The organism is Bombilactobacillus sp. ESL1094, assembly GCF_058107425.1.
Window position 1 is genome coordinate 1,150,287 of sequence record NZ_JBYLUM010000001.1, and the last position, 17,108, is coordinate 1,167,394.

Sequence of the window (17,108 nt, forward strand, 5' to 3'; positions counted from 1 at the left end):
ACCTTCTACATTATAGAATAAATTTTATAAAAAGGAAATTCTTTTGACTAATTTGGTTCCGTTTTTATTTGTTGAAACGTTATTAATAGTGTAGCAAGTAATTACCGGCCGGTAACCACTGCTATTAATAGGGAGGAGAATTAATATGGCAGAACAACGTAATTGGCAAGATAGTAGTCTCGTTTTTAACTTAAGTAATGGTGATCAACAATTCAAACAAAATTTAACGAATGTGATTGCTGATCCGAGTGATGACCAAATCGCAACCGTCGGTCGGGCGTTAGCGGCCTTAAATCCAGGGGCAAGTTTAATTGATGCCGCTTTAACAGTCCATTCGCAATTAATTTTTGATCAGGCAAATTAGGAGGTTAGCAGATGAAAGCATTAAAAATGAATTTCACTACCCAAGAAGGTAAGATTGTTTCTTTGACTTTGAAGAATGTGGCCCAAGATTTGACTTCACAAGTTGTGTTAAGTCAAATGCAACAGATTGCCCAAGCTCAGTTGTGTCAAAAAGATGGTGTGGATCTCTATCATCAACCGGCGACGGCTGAATATGTCGAAACAATCGAAACACCGTTGTTTTAAATCAATAAGTTTAAACTGAACGCTTTGCAAAAGAAAAAATTTGCAAAGCGTTTTTTTATGTAATCGATAATAAATATTTTAAATTCACAGTTAAAATGAGTATAATTAAAAGCATTGTACCTAAATTTTATAGAAGAAAGGAAGAATCGTATGGATTTACATTTACCTTTAACCGAAATCATCTTGCGGTTACTGCTAGCAGTGCTTTGTGCGGGGTTAATTGGTTATAATCGCCAGCAAAAAAATCATTCCGCTGGTGTGAGAACGCATATTTTAGTTTGTGTTGGGGCTTGTATTATTGCGATGATGCAAAAAGAGATTGGGTTTAATGCTTTGAACATGGCAGCTAGATATCCGCATTATGCGGGCGTGTTACGCGCTGATGATGCGCGTTTGATTGCGCAGGTAGTTAGTGGGGTTGGTTTTTTAGGTGCTGGAACAATTTTGGTGCATCATCATACGGTGCGTGGTCTAACCACCGCAGCTAGTTTGTGGACGGTTGCTGGTTTAGGCTTGGCAATTGGAATGGGGAATTATGATATTGCTATTGCGGGCACGATTGTGGTCTTTATTGTGTTAGGTTTTTTAAAACGTGTTTTGCATATTACACCCGTCAAAAAAATTATGATACAGTATCATCACAAGAAAGAAACCAAAGAGTTTATTCAGGAGTATTTTAATCAGCATAATATTACGGTGCGTGATGTGAATTTTAATGTGCAACAAGCGGATGCTGACGAGCACATTTACACTAATATATATGAGATTGAAATTCCTAGTAAAATGAATTATTCTGATATCATTGAAGATATTTCAATGAATTCTAATGTAATGTCAATCAAAACAATTAGTGTTTAACAAGTAATAGGAAATTTTGCAAAAAGGTAGTTGAAAAATCAGGAATCTAAGAACAATTTAGCTAATAGTAGTGTTTAGCTAGATACTTGGTGGATTCGACAACTGGATGAAAGTAGTTACTAGTCCGGTTGAATGCTGAATGGGAAGCAATCTGTTGGCAATTAAGGGGATTATAGAGTAAATGAGGACACAAGATCGGCGTGTGGAATATACAAAAAAAGCAATTGAAACGTCGTTAATTGAACTATTACAACATAGCGATTTAATGACAATTACTGTGAAGAAGTTATGTGAAAAAGCGGGCATCAATCGTTCAACTTTTTACATATATTATCGCAATACTAGCGAAGTGTTGGAAGCAATGGAACAAGAGATGATTGCGATCATCGATAACTTTATTCAAACGCAATTAGTGGATAATCATAATCAACCGTTAACGATGTATGACTATTACGTGCGCTTTTTTAATTATATCAAGCGTTACCCGAAGCGCAGTCTGATCTTGATTAATTCTAGCGTTTCAGAAAAATTTGAAAGGGATTTAGCACGCTTGGCGAATCAAATTAGTAGTTTGCAGGGCAACGAGTTAAGTAACTTTCAAGTGACTTATATCATCTTTGGCACATTAGCGGCGGTAAAAATGTGGTTTAAAGAAGATATGCAAACGCCAGTGGAGCAATTAAGTAAAGAATTAGCACAATTAGGTCATGACTAGTTAGCTGAATGAGCGTTTCTTATTTAAATAAAAAATAAATTAAAATTAATTAACGGGATATGTGTTTGTTGCATTTGTCACAATTTTTTGAGTTGGATTTTGAATTTAATTGTGCTAATGTAAAAAGCGCATATTTTTTTGTTTATTTGCCGATAAACAAATGGAATTTTCCAATCGTTAAACAATGAAAAGTCAGTTTTAACGTAATTTATTTTTGTCAATTGTTTGAAATAGTTTTTGCTTAATTGGGGAGAACGTACTAATGAATAAGAAACGAATTTTAGCAACTATGGGTGTGACTTTATTTTCGTCCACTTTGTGGTTGGCTACGAATAAAACGAGCGTGCAAGCTGATGAAACTGCCACGCCAGATAGCGTTAATCAAGTAACGCCTACAACGGATAATCAAAATACTGCTGATACTACTGCAACAACAAGTGATTTAGCAGCTGGCAAAATTGCGGCCAAAAATGCAATTAATTTAAGTGTGCAGACGGCAACTAGCCAGATTAACAATTTAACCATTGATGCTACGCAAAAAGCCAACTTGTTACAACAGTTGCAGGGAATCAATGACCAATTTGCCGCTCAAGTGGAACAAGCCCAAACCACCACTGAGCTCACACAAGTTCAAGCTACGGCGCAAGCTCAAGTGCAAACGATTGTGCAACAAGCAACGAGTTTGACCACGACTAATACGGCGTCAGATGCTAATAATACATCTACAACAAATACGAATGTGACTACTACGTCCACAACTGACCCTGCGTCTGCACCAGCGACGACTAATACTACGGATACCACTTCAACTACTAATACTGATCAAACGCCAGCCAGTGTAGCGAATGTTTCTGGAACGCCAGCCGCGGATGCTAGTCAAAATGTTTCTACAACTCCAACTGCTACTGATGCAACGCCAGCAGCGAGTGCATCTAATTCTATTACAAGTACGAAACCGCACATCGCGAATTACTTATACGACGATGATCCCGCTTTACAACCAGACGATACTGGAACGGTTTATATCAGTACAGCACACCAGTTTTTAGCCGCGCTGGCTCCTCGTAATATTGGTGGGGGTTATTCAGCTGATATTGATAAAATTAAAACTATTGTTTTGTTAAACGATATTACAATCACTGCATCTGATATGTCTAATAGTGATATTTACGTTGGAGATAATCGAACGGTAACTGTTAAATCAGCTGATGATCATCGTTATTATTTAGATATGCGTGGCAATCGAGTTGTTACCTCGGGGGATATTACTTTTCAAAATTTAGATATTTATGGTTCCACCTACTGGGGGGTGGTTAATCCTCAAGGAACACCTACGATTACCTTTGATAATATTTCTTATACTGGAGCCCAGATGATTCATGCTAGCAATGGGCAAACAGTAATCATTAAGGGTAATGTTTCGGCTTCATCAGTACCTAGTTACGTCAGTCCATACGATAATAGTGTAATTAAACCAATTGATGATTATCAACAAGTCATTGAGATTAGTGGTAGTGGGAAAGTTGACTTTACTGAGGGCTCCACTTTTACTGGAACAACTTATAAAGATGATGTAATTGATATTGAAGGGGCTGGAACGGTTACCTTAGAAAAGGGCGCAACTGTTAACCTTAATGCCCATAGTCATGGGCTTAGTGCTCAAAATTCGGGTAGTAATGTTGCTGGAATTTATATTAGTAGTGCTGGAACCATTGATGCTCAAGCTGGTTCTATTTTGAATATTAATGTTGTTGGTGATGATGCTAAAGATACGGCTCAAGCGATTAATTTAGGATCTGGTTCTAGTTTACATCTGGAACAAGGATCCAAAGTCAATATAAAAAACAATGGTTCTATTTACTCGGGATTAGTAAATATTAGTGGTACCTTACAGGTTGATAACAAAGCTGATTTTGAAATTGTCGGCCAAAATATGAATGACTTTAATGGCCCTATTTTGAATATCACTAACGGTACCATTAATTTAACTGGTGGGACATTTAAAGCCCAGGTTGACGGTACAGGGGCGACGACGCTGTTAAATATTGCGGGTGCTCATGTGAATATTGATAACCCCCAAGACTTTGTCTTAGATGCCACTACAAATAGTAATGCCCATTTAATTAGTGACGGGCAATTTGCTTTAAATGATGTGAAATATATTAGTGCTGATGGTACAGTTTCTGGTCCGCTAGATAAGTTAAACATGAATATCAGTAGCGATACAGTTGGTACGATTAACGATCCTGCAGATGCCAGTGCAGCGAGTGATATCGTCGGTGAGAATTATGCTTCCGAACAACCAGTAGTGAGTGATCTAAGTGGTAAGGATTTAACTGGCTCTAGAATCGAATTTGTGTCGGCAGGACCGTTTGTGGACGTTGACCAAGCAACGATTGATCCAGATAAGACGGTTGTATCAGGTCATACCAATAACACCAATGCATATATTTATGTGGTAGTGAAACATAGTAATGGCACAACGACGCCATTACCGGGGACGCTTGACACATCAGATAAGTATTGGCGTGATAGTGCACCTAAGTATGTGGCGCAAAGTGATGCGCAAGGTAATTTCTCTTTTGCCATCCCGGCCAATACATTACAACCAGGTGATCATTTAGAGCTGTCAGCTAATAAGGATTTTGTTGATAGTATTGAACCGTTAGACTTTGATCCAGAGGCTGCCGCCGCCGCGGCTGCAGCTTTACAAAGCACCAAAGATACGGCTATTCAAGCACTGCAAGCCGCCCAAACAGCAGCTAATGACCAAATCGCTAAAGCTAACTTAACTGATGCTCAAAGACAAACTGCTCAACAAGCCGTTGCTGACGCTTATACAACGGCGGCAAAGAGTGTTAATTTGGCTACATCTGCTGATGCAATTAATACTGCTCAAACTAACGGGGTAGCAGCAATTAATGCGGCGGCGCAAACAGCCATTGCAACGGGTGCTTTAGATAACGCAAAGTCTGCTGCCCAAAAGACCTTGGATGATGAATTGACGAAAGTTAATGGTCAGATTAATGGTTTTAAGAATTTAACAGATACGCAAAAAACTACTTTAAAAGCCCAAGCCCAACAAGCACATGACACAGCTGTTGCTCAAGTAACAGCTGCTACAAATACAACTGATATAACTAATGCGCAAACAGCTGGTGTGACCGCAATTGATGCCGTGGCTAAGACGGCGCAAGATGATGATACTACCGCTTTGACGAAGGCTAAAGCGGATGCCATTACTGCGTTAAAGGCTGCGCAAACGGCAGCACATAATCAATTGAGCAAGTCGAAATTAACAGCTGAGCAAAGAGTAGCGGCCATGACTCAAGTCGATAATTTATATACAGCTGCTGAAAAGAAAATTAATGCTGCTACTGATAGCCAGGCAGCCACGACTGCTGAAAAAACTGGTCAAACACAGATGAATCAAGCAGCCATGGACGCAATTAATACTGGTGTGTTGGCTAACGATAAATTAGCTGCTACTCAAGCTTTAGATACTGAGTTAGCAACGGTTAATGATCAAATTGACGGTTTGAAAAACCTGACAACCACTCAAGTCACTGCATTAAAAGCGCAAGTACAAAAAGCTCACGATGATGCTGTAACGAATGTGAACGCCGCTGCTGATCACGCCTCAGTTTCTCTAGCGCAAAAAACAGGGATTACTAATATTGATGCGGTTTTAGATACTGCTAATAGTAGTGATGCTTTGAATGCGGCCCAAACAGCCGCTTTAGCAGCTTTAACTCAAGCACAGACGACAGCCAATACCAAAATTGATGGTTCAAGTTTGAGTGCTGCCCAAAAGAAAGCCGCTAAACAAAAGGTACAGACAGCATTTGATTCGGCCAAGACGCAAGTCAATGCTGCGACTGACCCAACTGTTGTACAAACGGCCCAAAAGAATGGTCAAAGTGCTATTGCCAATGCAGCAGATACTGCGATTACTGCAGGTGAATTAGCCAATGCGCAAGCTAGTGCTAAAAAAGCTTTGGACGCTGAATTATCGCAAGTCAATGATCAGATTGAGCAATTGCAGAACTTAACGGATACGCAAAAAACTGCTGCTAAAGCCCAAGCGCAAACAGCCCATGATGCTGCTGTTACGGCTGTTAATAAGGCCACAACGGTAGCTGATGTCACAACTTCTCAAAAAACGGGAATTAGTAAGATTGACGCCGCTTTAACAACGGCTCAGACTGATGACACTAAGGCTTTGAGTCAAAGTCAAACTGCTGCCTTAACTGCTTTAACTACGGCACAAAATGACGCTAATGCCAAGATTGAAGCTTCTAGCTTAAGTGATGAGCAAAAAAAAGCTGCCAAACAACAAGTGCAAGCTGCTTATGATGCAGCAGTAACACAAGTTAATGGTGCTAAGAATCCGACTGATTTAGCAGCAGCACAAACTGCTGGCCAGACAGCCATTACGAACGCCGGTGCTGACGCTATTGCGGCAGGTGAATTAGTGAACGCGCAAACAGCAGCTCAACAAAAATTAGCTGCTGAATTATCTCGGGTAAATGATCAAATTGATCAATTGCAGAACTTAACGGATACACAAAAAGCTGCTGCTAAAGCCCAAGCACAAACAGCGTATGATGCTGCAATCACAGCTGTGAATCAGGCCACAACGGTAGCTGATGTTACTAGTGCCCAAACTGCGGGTATTACGAAGATTGACGCTGCTTTAACAACGGCTCAAACTGATGATAATAAGGCTTTGGGGCAAAGCCAAACTAATGCCTTAACTACTTTAACGACGGCGCAAAACGACGCTAATGCTAAGATTGAGGCTTCTAGCTTAAGTGATGAGCAAAAACAAGCTGCCAAACAACAAGTGCAAGCTGCTTACAACTCGGCTGCAGCACAAGTTAATTTAGCAACGAATCCAACTGATTTAGCAGCTGCCCAAAGTGCGGGTACAGCTTCGATTACGCAAGCTGGTGAGGATGCTATTGCGGCAGGTAAATTAGCCAATGCGCAAACAGCAGCCCAACAAAAATTAGACGCTGAATTATCGCAAGTCAATGATCAGATTGATCAATTACAAAACCTTTCAGCTGATCAAAAGCAGGTTGCTAAGTCTCAAGCAAAAGCGGATCATGATGCTGCGATTAAGGACGTGAATGCAGCAACAACCATTGCTGACGTAACCAGTGCACAAAATACCGGGATTACTAAGATTGACGCTGCTTTAGAGACAGCTAAGAGTGATGACACTAAGGCTTTGGGGCAAAGCCAAACTAATGCCTTAACTGCCTTAGCTACGGCACAAAACGATGCCAACGCCAAGATTGATGCTTCCAGTTTAACGGCTGAGCAAAAGACGGCGGCTAAACAACAGGTGCAAGCTGCGTATGATAAAGCAGCACAACAAGTTAAGTCAGCGACAAATCCCGCAGATTTACAAGCAGCACAAACTGCTGGTACGACGGCGATTACACAAGCGGGTGAGGATGCTATTGCTGCGGGTAAATTAGTGAACGCGCAAACAGCAGCTCAACAAAAATTAGCTGTTGAATTATCGCAAGTCAATGATCAAGTTGATCAATTACAAAACTTAACCTCTGATCAAAAAGACGCCGCTAAAACACAAGCACAAAAGGCCTACGATGCTGCGATTAAAGACATAAATGCAGCAACAACCATTGCTGACGTAACCAGTGCACAAGATACCGGGATCACTAAGATTGACGCTGCTTTAGAGACAGCTAAGAGTGATGATGCTAGTGCCTTGGCTCAAAGCCAAACTACGGCCTTGACTGCCTTAGCTACGGCACAAAACGATGCCAACGCTAAAATTGAGGCTTCTAGTTTAACGACTGAGCAAAAAACGGCGGCTAAGCAAAAAGTCCAGGACGCTTATGATGCAGCAGCACAACAAGTTAAAGCAGCGACGAATCCCGCAGATTTACAAGCAGCACAAACTGCTGGCACGACGGCGATTACGCAAGCCGGTGCTGCTGCTATTACCGCGGGTGAATTATCGAATGCGCAAACAGCAGCTAAAACGGCTTTGGATTCTGAATTAGATAAAGTTAAAGGTAAAATTGCTCAATTACAGAACTTGACCGCTGATCAAAAGGCCGACGCTGAGAATCAAGCACAAACAGCGCATGATAATGCTGTAACTGCAGTTAACACGGCGACAACGGTAGCTGATGTCACTAGTGCACAGAATACGGGGATTGCCAATATTGATGCTACCTTAACAACGGCCCAGACTGATGACAATAATGTCTTGAGTCAAAATCAAACTACCGCTTTAAATGCTTTAGTTACGGCACAAAACGATGCCAACGCTAAGATTGCTGCTTCTAGCTTAAGTGATGAGCAAAAAACGGCTGCCAAACAAAAAGTTAAGGACGCTTATGATGCAGCCGTAGCCCAAGTTAATAGTGCTAATAACCCAACTGCTTTGGATCAAGCACAAACTGATGGTAAAAATGCGATTCTGCAAGCTGGCGATAATGCCATTACCGCTGGTGAATTAGCGAATGCGCAAGCGACAGCTCAAGAAAAATTAGCTGCTGAATTATCTCAGGTCAAGGATCAGATTGACCAATTACAGAACTTAACAGCTGACCAAAAAGCCGACGCCCAAGCGCAAGCGCAAAAATCCTATGATGATGCAGTTGAGACGATTAATGCGGCGACAACGGTGGCTGACGTAACAGCTGCCCAAGAGACAGGCAAAACGAATATTGATGATGCCTTGAAGACCGCCAATGATTCTGATGCAACAACATTCCAAAATAGTAAGAATGATGTTTTGGCTGCTTTGGTTGCTGCTCAACAATCTGCTAATGATGAAATTGCTGCTTCTAGTTTAAGTGATGAACAAAAGATTGCTGCTAAGCAAAAAGTTCAAGCAGCTTATAATGCAGCCGTAGCCCAAGTTAATACTGCTACTAATCCGTCCGAGTTAGACCAGGCACAAACTGATGGTAAAAATGCGATTATACAAGCTGGCGCTGCTGCTATTTCCGCTAGTGAATTGATCAATGCTCAGGATGCTGCTAAAACTGCTTTAGACACAGATTTAGCCAATGTCATAAGCCAAATTGGTCAATTACAGAACTTGACGGCTGATCAAAAGGCCGACGCTGAGAACCAAGCACAAACGGCGCATGATAATGCTGTAACGGCAGTTAACACGGCGACAACAGTAGCTGATGTCACTAATGCTCAAAAGACGGGAATTGAAAATATTAATGCAGCACTGAATATGGCTAATAATGATGACGCTAGTGATCTTCAAAACAGTCAAAACTCTGCCACTGCTGCTTTAACAACTGCGCAAACTGCGGCCAATAGTCAAATTGATAATTCTACTTTAACAGATGAACAAAAAGCAGCCGCCAAGCAAAAAGTGCAAATTGCTTATAATGCAGCAATAGATAAGGTTAAAGCAGCTACCGGTCCAACTGAGTTAACTTCTGCGCAAAACAACGGCGTTAATGACATCAATACGGCTGCTAATAATGCGATTATTGCTGGTGAATTAGCCAATGCAAAGTCTGCAGCTCACAGCACTTTAGATGCTGAATTACAGACGGTTAACGATCAAATTGATCAATTGCAGAACTTAACCACTGATCAAAAAGCCGACGCTAAAGCGCAAGCACAAAAAGCCCGTGATGCTGCAATGACGGCGGTTAGTGCGGCAACAACGGTAGCTGATGTGACAACTGCACGAGATGCGGGTAAAACGAACATTGATAAAGCTTTGGATACTGCTAGTGCTTCTGATGCTGCAGCTCTTCAAAGTAGTAAGAGTGATGTTGTAGATACCTTGGCTGCTGCGCAAAACGATGCTAATGCCAAGATTGAGGCTTCTAGCTTAAGCGATGAGCAAAAACAAGCTGCTAAACAACAAGTGCAAGCTGCTTATAATGCTGCGGTAGAAAAAGTTAATAGCGCTACTAACCCAACTGATTTGGACCAAGCACAAACTGACGGTCAGGCTGCGATTACACAAGCGGGTGCTGATGCTATTGCAATGGGTGAATTAGTGAACGCGCAAACAGCAGCTCAACAAAAATTAGCTGCTGAATTATCTCAGGTCAAGGATCAAATTGACCAATTACAGAACTTAACAGCTGACCAAAAAGCTGCTGCTAAAGCCCAAGCACAAACAGCGTATGATACTGCAATCACAGCTGTGAATCAGGCAACAACGTTAGCTGATGTTACTAGTGCCCAAACTGCGGGCATTACGAAGATTGACGCTGCTTTAACAACGGCTCAAACTGATGACAATAAGGCTTTGGGTCAAAGCCAAACTAATGCCTTAACTGCTTTAACGACGGCACAAAACGCTGCTAATGCCAAGATTGAGTCTTCTAGCTTAAGTGATGAGCAAAAACAAGTTGCCAAACAACAAGTGCAAGCTGCTTACAACTCGGCTGCAGCACAAGTTAATTTAGCAACGAATCCAACTGATTTAGCAGCTGCCCAAAGTGCTGGTACGGCTTCGATTACGCAAGCTGGTGACAATGCTATTGCTGCTGATGAATTGGAGAATGCCCAAGCAGCAGCCAAGGATACTTTGGATTCTGAATTAGATAAAGTTAATAATGAAATTGATCAACTTAAGAATTTAACGGATACGCAAAAAGCTACTGCTAAGAATCAGGCGCGGCAAGCCCATGATAATGCGATTAAGACCGTGAATGCGGAAACAACCATTGCTGACGTAACCAGTGCACAAAATACCGGGATTACCAAGATTGACGCTGCTTTAGAGACAGCTAAGAGTGATGATTCTAGCGCTTTGGGTCAAAGTCAAACTAATGTTTTAACTGCTTTAACGACGGCACAAAACGACGCTAATACCAAGATTGATGCTTCCAGTTTAACGGCTGAGCAAAAGACGGCGGCTAAACAACAGGTGCAAGCTGCGTATGATAAAGCAGCACAACAAGTTAAGTCAGCGACAAATCCCGCAGATTTACAAGCAGCACAAAGTACTGGCCAGGCAGCGATTACGCAAGCCGGTGCTGATGCCATCGCTGTGGGTGAATTAGCGAATGCGCAGTCTGCGGCTAAGGATGCTTTAGATAATGAATTAGATAAAGTTAATAATGAAATTGATCAACTTAAGAATTTAACGGATACGCAAAAAGCTACTGCTAAAGCGCAAGCACAACAAGCTTATAATGATGCCGTTACAGCAGTTAACACTGCGACAACAGTAGCTGATGTCACCAGTGCACAAGAGACAGGTAAGACAAACATCGACAAAGCCTTAACGACTGCTCAAACTGATGACAAAAATGCTTTAGGTCAAAGTAAAACAGCTGCCTTAACAGCATTAAATGATGCGCAAAAATCTGCTAATGATAAGATTGATGCCTCTAGCTTAAGTGATGAGCAAAAGCAAGCTGCTAAGCAAAAAGTTAAAGTTGCTTATGATGCAGCAGCAGCCCAAGTTAATAGTGCTACTAATCCAACTGATATGAACAAAGCACAGACTGATGGCAAAAATGCGATTATGCAAGCCGGAGATGCTGCCATTACCGCGGGTGAATTATCGAATGCGCAAAAAGCAGCTAAAGCGGCCTTAGATTCTGAACTAGATAAGGTTAAAGGTAAAATTGATCAATTACAGAATCTAACAGCTGACCAAAAAGCCGTGGCTAAATCTCAAGCGCAAAAGGCCCACGATGCTGCGCTCAACGCGGTTAATAATTCAACCACAGTAGCTGATGTTACTAGTGCACAAACTACGGGTGTTACTAAGATTGGTGCTGCTTTAACAACGGCTCAGAGTGATGACGCTAGCGCCTTGGGTCAAAGCCAAACTAATGCCTTAACTGCATTAAGTGATGCACAAAAAGCTGCTAATGATAAGATTGCTGCTTCCAGTTTGACAGATGAGCAAAAGACGGCTGCTAAACAAAAAGTTCAGGACGCTTATGATGCAGCAGCAGCCCAAGTTAATAGTGCTACTAATCCAACTGATATGAACAAATCACAGACTGATGGCAAAAATGCGATTACTCAAGCCGGTGCTGATGCCATTGCCGCGGGTGAATTAGCGAACGCGCAAACAGCAGCTAAAGCGGCCTTAGATTCTGAATTGGATAAAGTTAAAGGTAAAATTGATCAATTACAGAACTTAACAGCTGATCAAAAGTCTGCTGCTAAAGCGCAAGCACAAAAGGCTCATGATGATGCGATGACGGCAGTTAACACGGCAACGAATGTAGGCGATGTGACAAACGCACAAAATACAGGTAAGACGAACATTGACAAAGTCTTGGATACTGCCAATACTTCTGATGCTACGGCACTTCAAAATAGTAAGACTGACGTTTTAGCTGCTTTGTCTGCTGCACAAAAAGCTGCTAATAATAAGATTGTTGCTTCTAGCTTAAGTGATGAGCAAAAGCAAGCTGCTAAACAAAAAGTTCAGGACGCTTATGATGTCGCTGCTGCTAAAGTTAATGCGGCTACTAACCCAACTGATCTAGCCACAGAACAAGATAACGGTCAGGCTGCAATTACCCAAGCCGGTGCTGCTGCCATTGCCGCGGGTGAATTAGCCAATGCCCAAGCAGCTGCTCAGCAAAAATTAGATACTGAATTATCGAATATCAATGCACAAATCGATAAACTCAAGAATTTAACGGATCAACAAAAGACTGACCTGGAGAACCAAGCCCAACAAGCGCATGATGCTGCAATAGCGGCAGTTAATGCGGCAAAGACGGTTGCTGATGTGACCAGCGCCCAAGATGAAGGTAAGACGAATATTGACAAAGTTTTGGACACCGCAGAAGGTTCTGATGCTTATGCTTTAAGCCAAGCTCAAGCAGCCGTAGTGACAGAATTAACCAATGCGCAAACGGCGGCCAATGCTAAAATTGATGCTTCCAGCTTAACAGCCGAGCAAAAAGCCACTGCAAAACAACAAGTGCAAGCTGCTGTTGAGCAAGCAAAAACCAAAGTTAATGACACACATAATCCAACTGATTTGCAGGCAGCCCAAGCTGATGGTACGAAGCAAATTGCTACAACTGCCGATACTGCTATAGCTGCTTTTGAATTGACTAATGCCCAAACTGTTGCCCAACAAGCTTTAGCTGATCAGCTAGCTCAAGTTAATGCGATAATTGATCAATTATCCAACTTGACGGCTAAGCAAAAAGCAGACTTCAAGAGTCAAGCTCAACAAGCGCATGATGCTGCAATTTCAGCAGTAAATGCGGCTCAAACACCAATGGCTGTAACGACAGCGCAAACTGACGGTGTAAAACAATTGACTGCGGTTGTGACTAGCGCCCAACAGGCTGACGCTGATGCGTTAGCAACTGCCAAGTTAAATGCTCAACACGATTTGCAAGCTTCGTTGAATGCGGCTAATCAGGCTATTAATGCTATGAACTTAGCACCTAAGCAAAAGACTGCTTTAATACAGCAAGCTCAACAAGCTTATGATCAAGCACTGACGGCAATTAATCAGGCTACACAAATTACTGCCGCAACAACGGCGCAAACTGCAGGTTCTAAAGCGCTCAATGATTTGGTAGCAGCCAATACTAATCACAACTTAGCGCAAGCGCAAACTGATGCCATTGCAGCGTTACAAAATGCTTTGACTAACGCTAATCAGTTAATCAATGCTATGACAGTAACCGATGATAAAAAGCAAGCTTTACTGGCTAATGCCCAAAGTGCGTTTGATCAAGCCAAATTGCAAGTCAAGCAAGCTCAGTCTTCAGCAGCTGTGCATATCGCTAGTGATCAAGGTATTCAAGCAATTCATGCAGTGACCGTTCAAAATGTTGCTAGTGATGTCAATCAAGCCAAAGCAGATGCCAACCAAGCTTTAGATCAGGCTTTAGCAACGGCTAATAAGCAAATTGATGATTTGCATATTTCTCAAGCTAAGAAGGATCAGTTAAAACAACAGTTAGCTGATAACCATGCTGCAGCGCAACAAGAAGTGAATGATAGTACTACGAATACGGGTGCGGCCTTGAATGGAATTGCTGGTATTGAAAACTTTAATTCTTTATTACGGGATATGGTATTAGATAATCAACCACCAATCATTACGTTGCCAAGCACAGATGATTCGGATGCAGATAAACAACCAACTACGACACCAACGAACACTGCTATTTCTGGGGTAGTTACGGTTAAACCAAACGTTAATGCGGGCTTTGTGACCTTGTATGATCAAAATGGTCAAGCTATTGATCGTGTAGTCGGAGCAAAGACTAGTTGGAAGACCAATAATCGTACCATGATTAATGGTGAACTTTACTATCACGTGGCACCAAACGAATATCTGAAGGCGAGTGACGTGAACTTTAATACGGCTAAGCAAGCAACGGTAGTTGATGGAGTCTTGACCGTACGCTCAGACTTAGCACAAAAGACCGTTCCTGTCTATGATGCCGAAGGACAAATCATTGCTAACCGCAGTTTGACTGCTGGTACTCAGTGGTTGACTAATGGTGCTCAAGAAATGATTAATGGTCAGGCTTATTACCAAGTTGCACCAAATGAATACTTGGCAGCTTCTGATATTAATTGGACACCACAAGCTATGGTTATTAATAAAAAAGTGGGCACATTAGCAGTGAATAATTCTAATGTTGCAGTTTATGTTTATGATGCGGCCAAAAGCTTAATGGTTAAATCGACCACTCAAACCTTAGCGAATACTAATGCATGGCGTTATGATTACCAATTAATTGTTAATGGTCATGTTTATTACCGAGTTGCCGCTAACGAATGGGTTGAACAACAAAATGTTTTAAGTGACTAGAACCAAAGAAAAGCAATTCTTCTAATGTGAAGAATTGCTTTTTTATATGCTTTAAAATGTAATTTTTAATTCATATTTGCAATGTTTTTAATATTATACTTGATTTTTTAATTAATAGTTTTAATATTTAATTATAATTTAAAAAATATGCAAAAAAGGAATCTACGAATGAATTCGAAGAAAAAAATAACAACAGCTGGGGTCTTTTTGGGATTAGTCTGTGGTTTGGTATTGACGCAACAACAAATTTATGCCGATACAACTGCCACTACAGAAACCACAGTTCAAAATACTCCAACAAATTCCACTACTGATGTAAATCCTGTGGCAACAACATCAGATGCGACCACTGAGGTGGCTGCCAATACTTCAGATAGTAATGTACTCTCAGATAGTGCGGCTAATAATAGTTTGCAGCCAAGTGATATTAACGATGCAAATAATAGTCCTGCTTTACAAGCTGGTAGTGCAGCTACTGATTCAACTAGTGAACAATCGGAGTCTACTGCTCCAGCTACTTCTGTGACAATTACTCCGGACAGTAATTCTATTTCAGATAATTCCCCATCAAGTAGTGAGTTAATTACTAGTGGTACTTGGGGAACCAGTAATTGGGATTTTATACATCAAGGAAATGACTATACTTTAACTTTTCATGCCGGACAGATAGAAAATCGAGGAACCGGAATTTATGATGAAGTATTGGGATATGATGAATATAATAATGAAGTAACCGAAATAAATTTTGATCAAGGTGTGTCGGTAAACGATAATTTAGTGTACTTTTTTGCTTACTTACCCAATTTACAGAAAATCAACGGCTTAAATTATCTTGATACGTCTAATGTGACTGATATGAGTTATATGTTTATTCAAGATAGAAGTCTGAAGAATTTAGATCTTAGTACTTTTAATACTGATAAAGTTGACGACATGATGGGGATGTTTGATAATAATATTTCTTTACAAAGTCTCAATCTCAGCAGTCTTAAAATGAATAATTTAGAGAATTATAAATTTGAGTATATGTTTGCTAATGATGTTAATCTTTCTCATTTAGTATTGGGAAGCAACCTGCGTTTTTATAATTATTATGATAATGATATGGAGGCATTTAGTAATGCTGATTTACCAGATGTTCCTGTGCAAGGAACACCAGTAGCAGGTACCAATTTGGTTGTTCAATCACCATATTGGATAGCAACTAGTGGATCAGATCAAGGCACAAAATACACTTCTCATGAATTGATGAATATGCCAGGACGTAATCAAGTTACTACTTATGATTGGGATACTGAAAATCCAGTTCCAAGAGATGTTGAAGCTAGGGCAGTAACACGTACTATTAATCTCCATCAACCAGATGGTTCGATTCAAACGCAGACGCAAACAGGCATGATTCAACGGGTTGTTACTAAGCATGATGATGGCACCACAACTTATGGTGATTGGTCTAAAGTGCAATGGTCAGAATATGATGTTCCAGAGATTGCGGGTTATCAAGCAAATGTCACACAAGTGCCAGCAACTGACATTACAGCTGATTCAATGGATCAAACTGTGGATATTTATTACACACCAGCTGAACAAACTGTTACAATTCAATATGTTTTAGCTGGTCAAGTAGTTGGTACTCAAAAATTAACTGGTTATCTTGGTGATGTATTGAATATCAATTATCATGCCCCTGCTGGTTACGATATTATTGATTTTCCGCAAGCAACAGTAACAGTTGATGCGTCTGGAGATCAAGTGTTGCAAGTTGCAGTCGCTAAACAAACGCAAATGCAAACGAAGACGGTGGTGCGGACTATCAATATTCATTATCCCAGTGGCATTATCAAGACACAAAACCAAGTAGTTGTTCTCAATCGCAGTGTTGATCTTGATGTAAATACTGGACAGACAGTTTACGGTGATTGGAATACCGGCAAATGGGCTGCAGTTACTGTTCCTACAATTAACGGTTATCAAGCCAATCAGTCTAAGGTTGATGCGCAGGATGTTGTAACTACTGATACTAATCAAATTGTGGATATTTACTACCTAAAAAACTAATTAATTTAAATTAAAAATATTTAAAAAACGACAATTACTCCAACAATTGTCGCTTTTTTGTTGCTATAAAGTTATATATCAATAAAAATAATGCGA

General features: G+C 40.8%; 6 protein-coding genes. All 6 read left to right on the plus strand.

The features are described from left to right. Positions 1-145 precede the first annotated feature (145 nt). Positions 146-364, plus strand: a complete 219-nt coding sequence (locus AC3B5S_RS05590; protein WP_489756683.1) for a DUF1659 domain-containing protein — start codon at positions 146-148, stop codon at positions 362-364. Between the two features lie 11 nt (positions 365-375). Then, complete coding sequence (locus tag AC3B5S_RS05595; protein WP_489775107.1) at positions 376-588, plus strand: DUF2922 domain-containing protein; 213 nt, start codon at positions 376-378, stop codon at positions 586-588. A 150-nt stretch (positions 589-738) separates the two neighbouring features. Beyond that, positions 739-1,446, plus strand: coding sequence for an MgtC/SapB family protein (locus AC3B5S_RS05600; protein ID WP_489769485.1), 708 nt, complete (start codon positions 739-741; stop codon positions 1,444-1,446). 181 nt (positions 1,447-1,627) lie between these two features. Then, positions 1,628-2,161: a TetR/AcrR family transcriptional regulator gene (locus AC3B5S_RS05605; protein WP_489756680.1), complete on the plus strand. Its 534-nt coding sequence runs from the start codon at positions 1,628-1,630 to the stop codon at positions 2,159-2,161. A 262-nt stretch (positions 2,162-2,423) separates the two neighbouring features. After that, positions 2,424-14,954: a DUF1542 domain-containing protein gene (locus AC3B5S_RS05610; protein WP_489790175.1), complete on the plus strand. Its 12,531-nt coding sequence runs from the start codon at positions 2,424-2,426 to the stop codon at positions 14,952-14,954. A gap of 168 nt (positions 14,955-15,122) precedes the next feature. Beyond that, positions 15,123-17,012, plus strand: a complete 1,890-nt coding sequence (locus tag AC3B5S_RS05615; protein WP_489790176.1) for a mucin-binding protein — start codon at positions 15,123-15,125, stop codon at positions 17,010-17,012. Positions 17,013-17,108 lie beyond the last annotated feature (96 nt).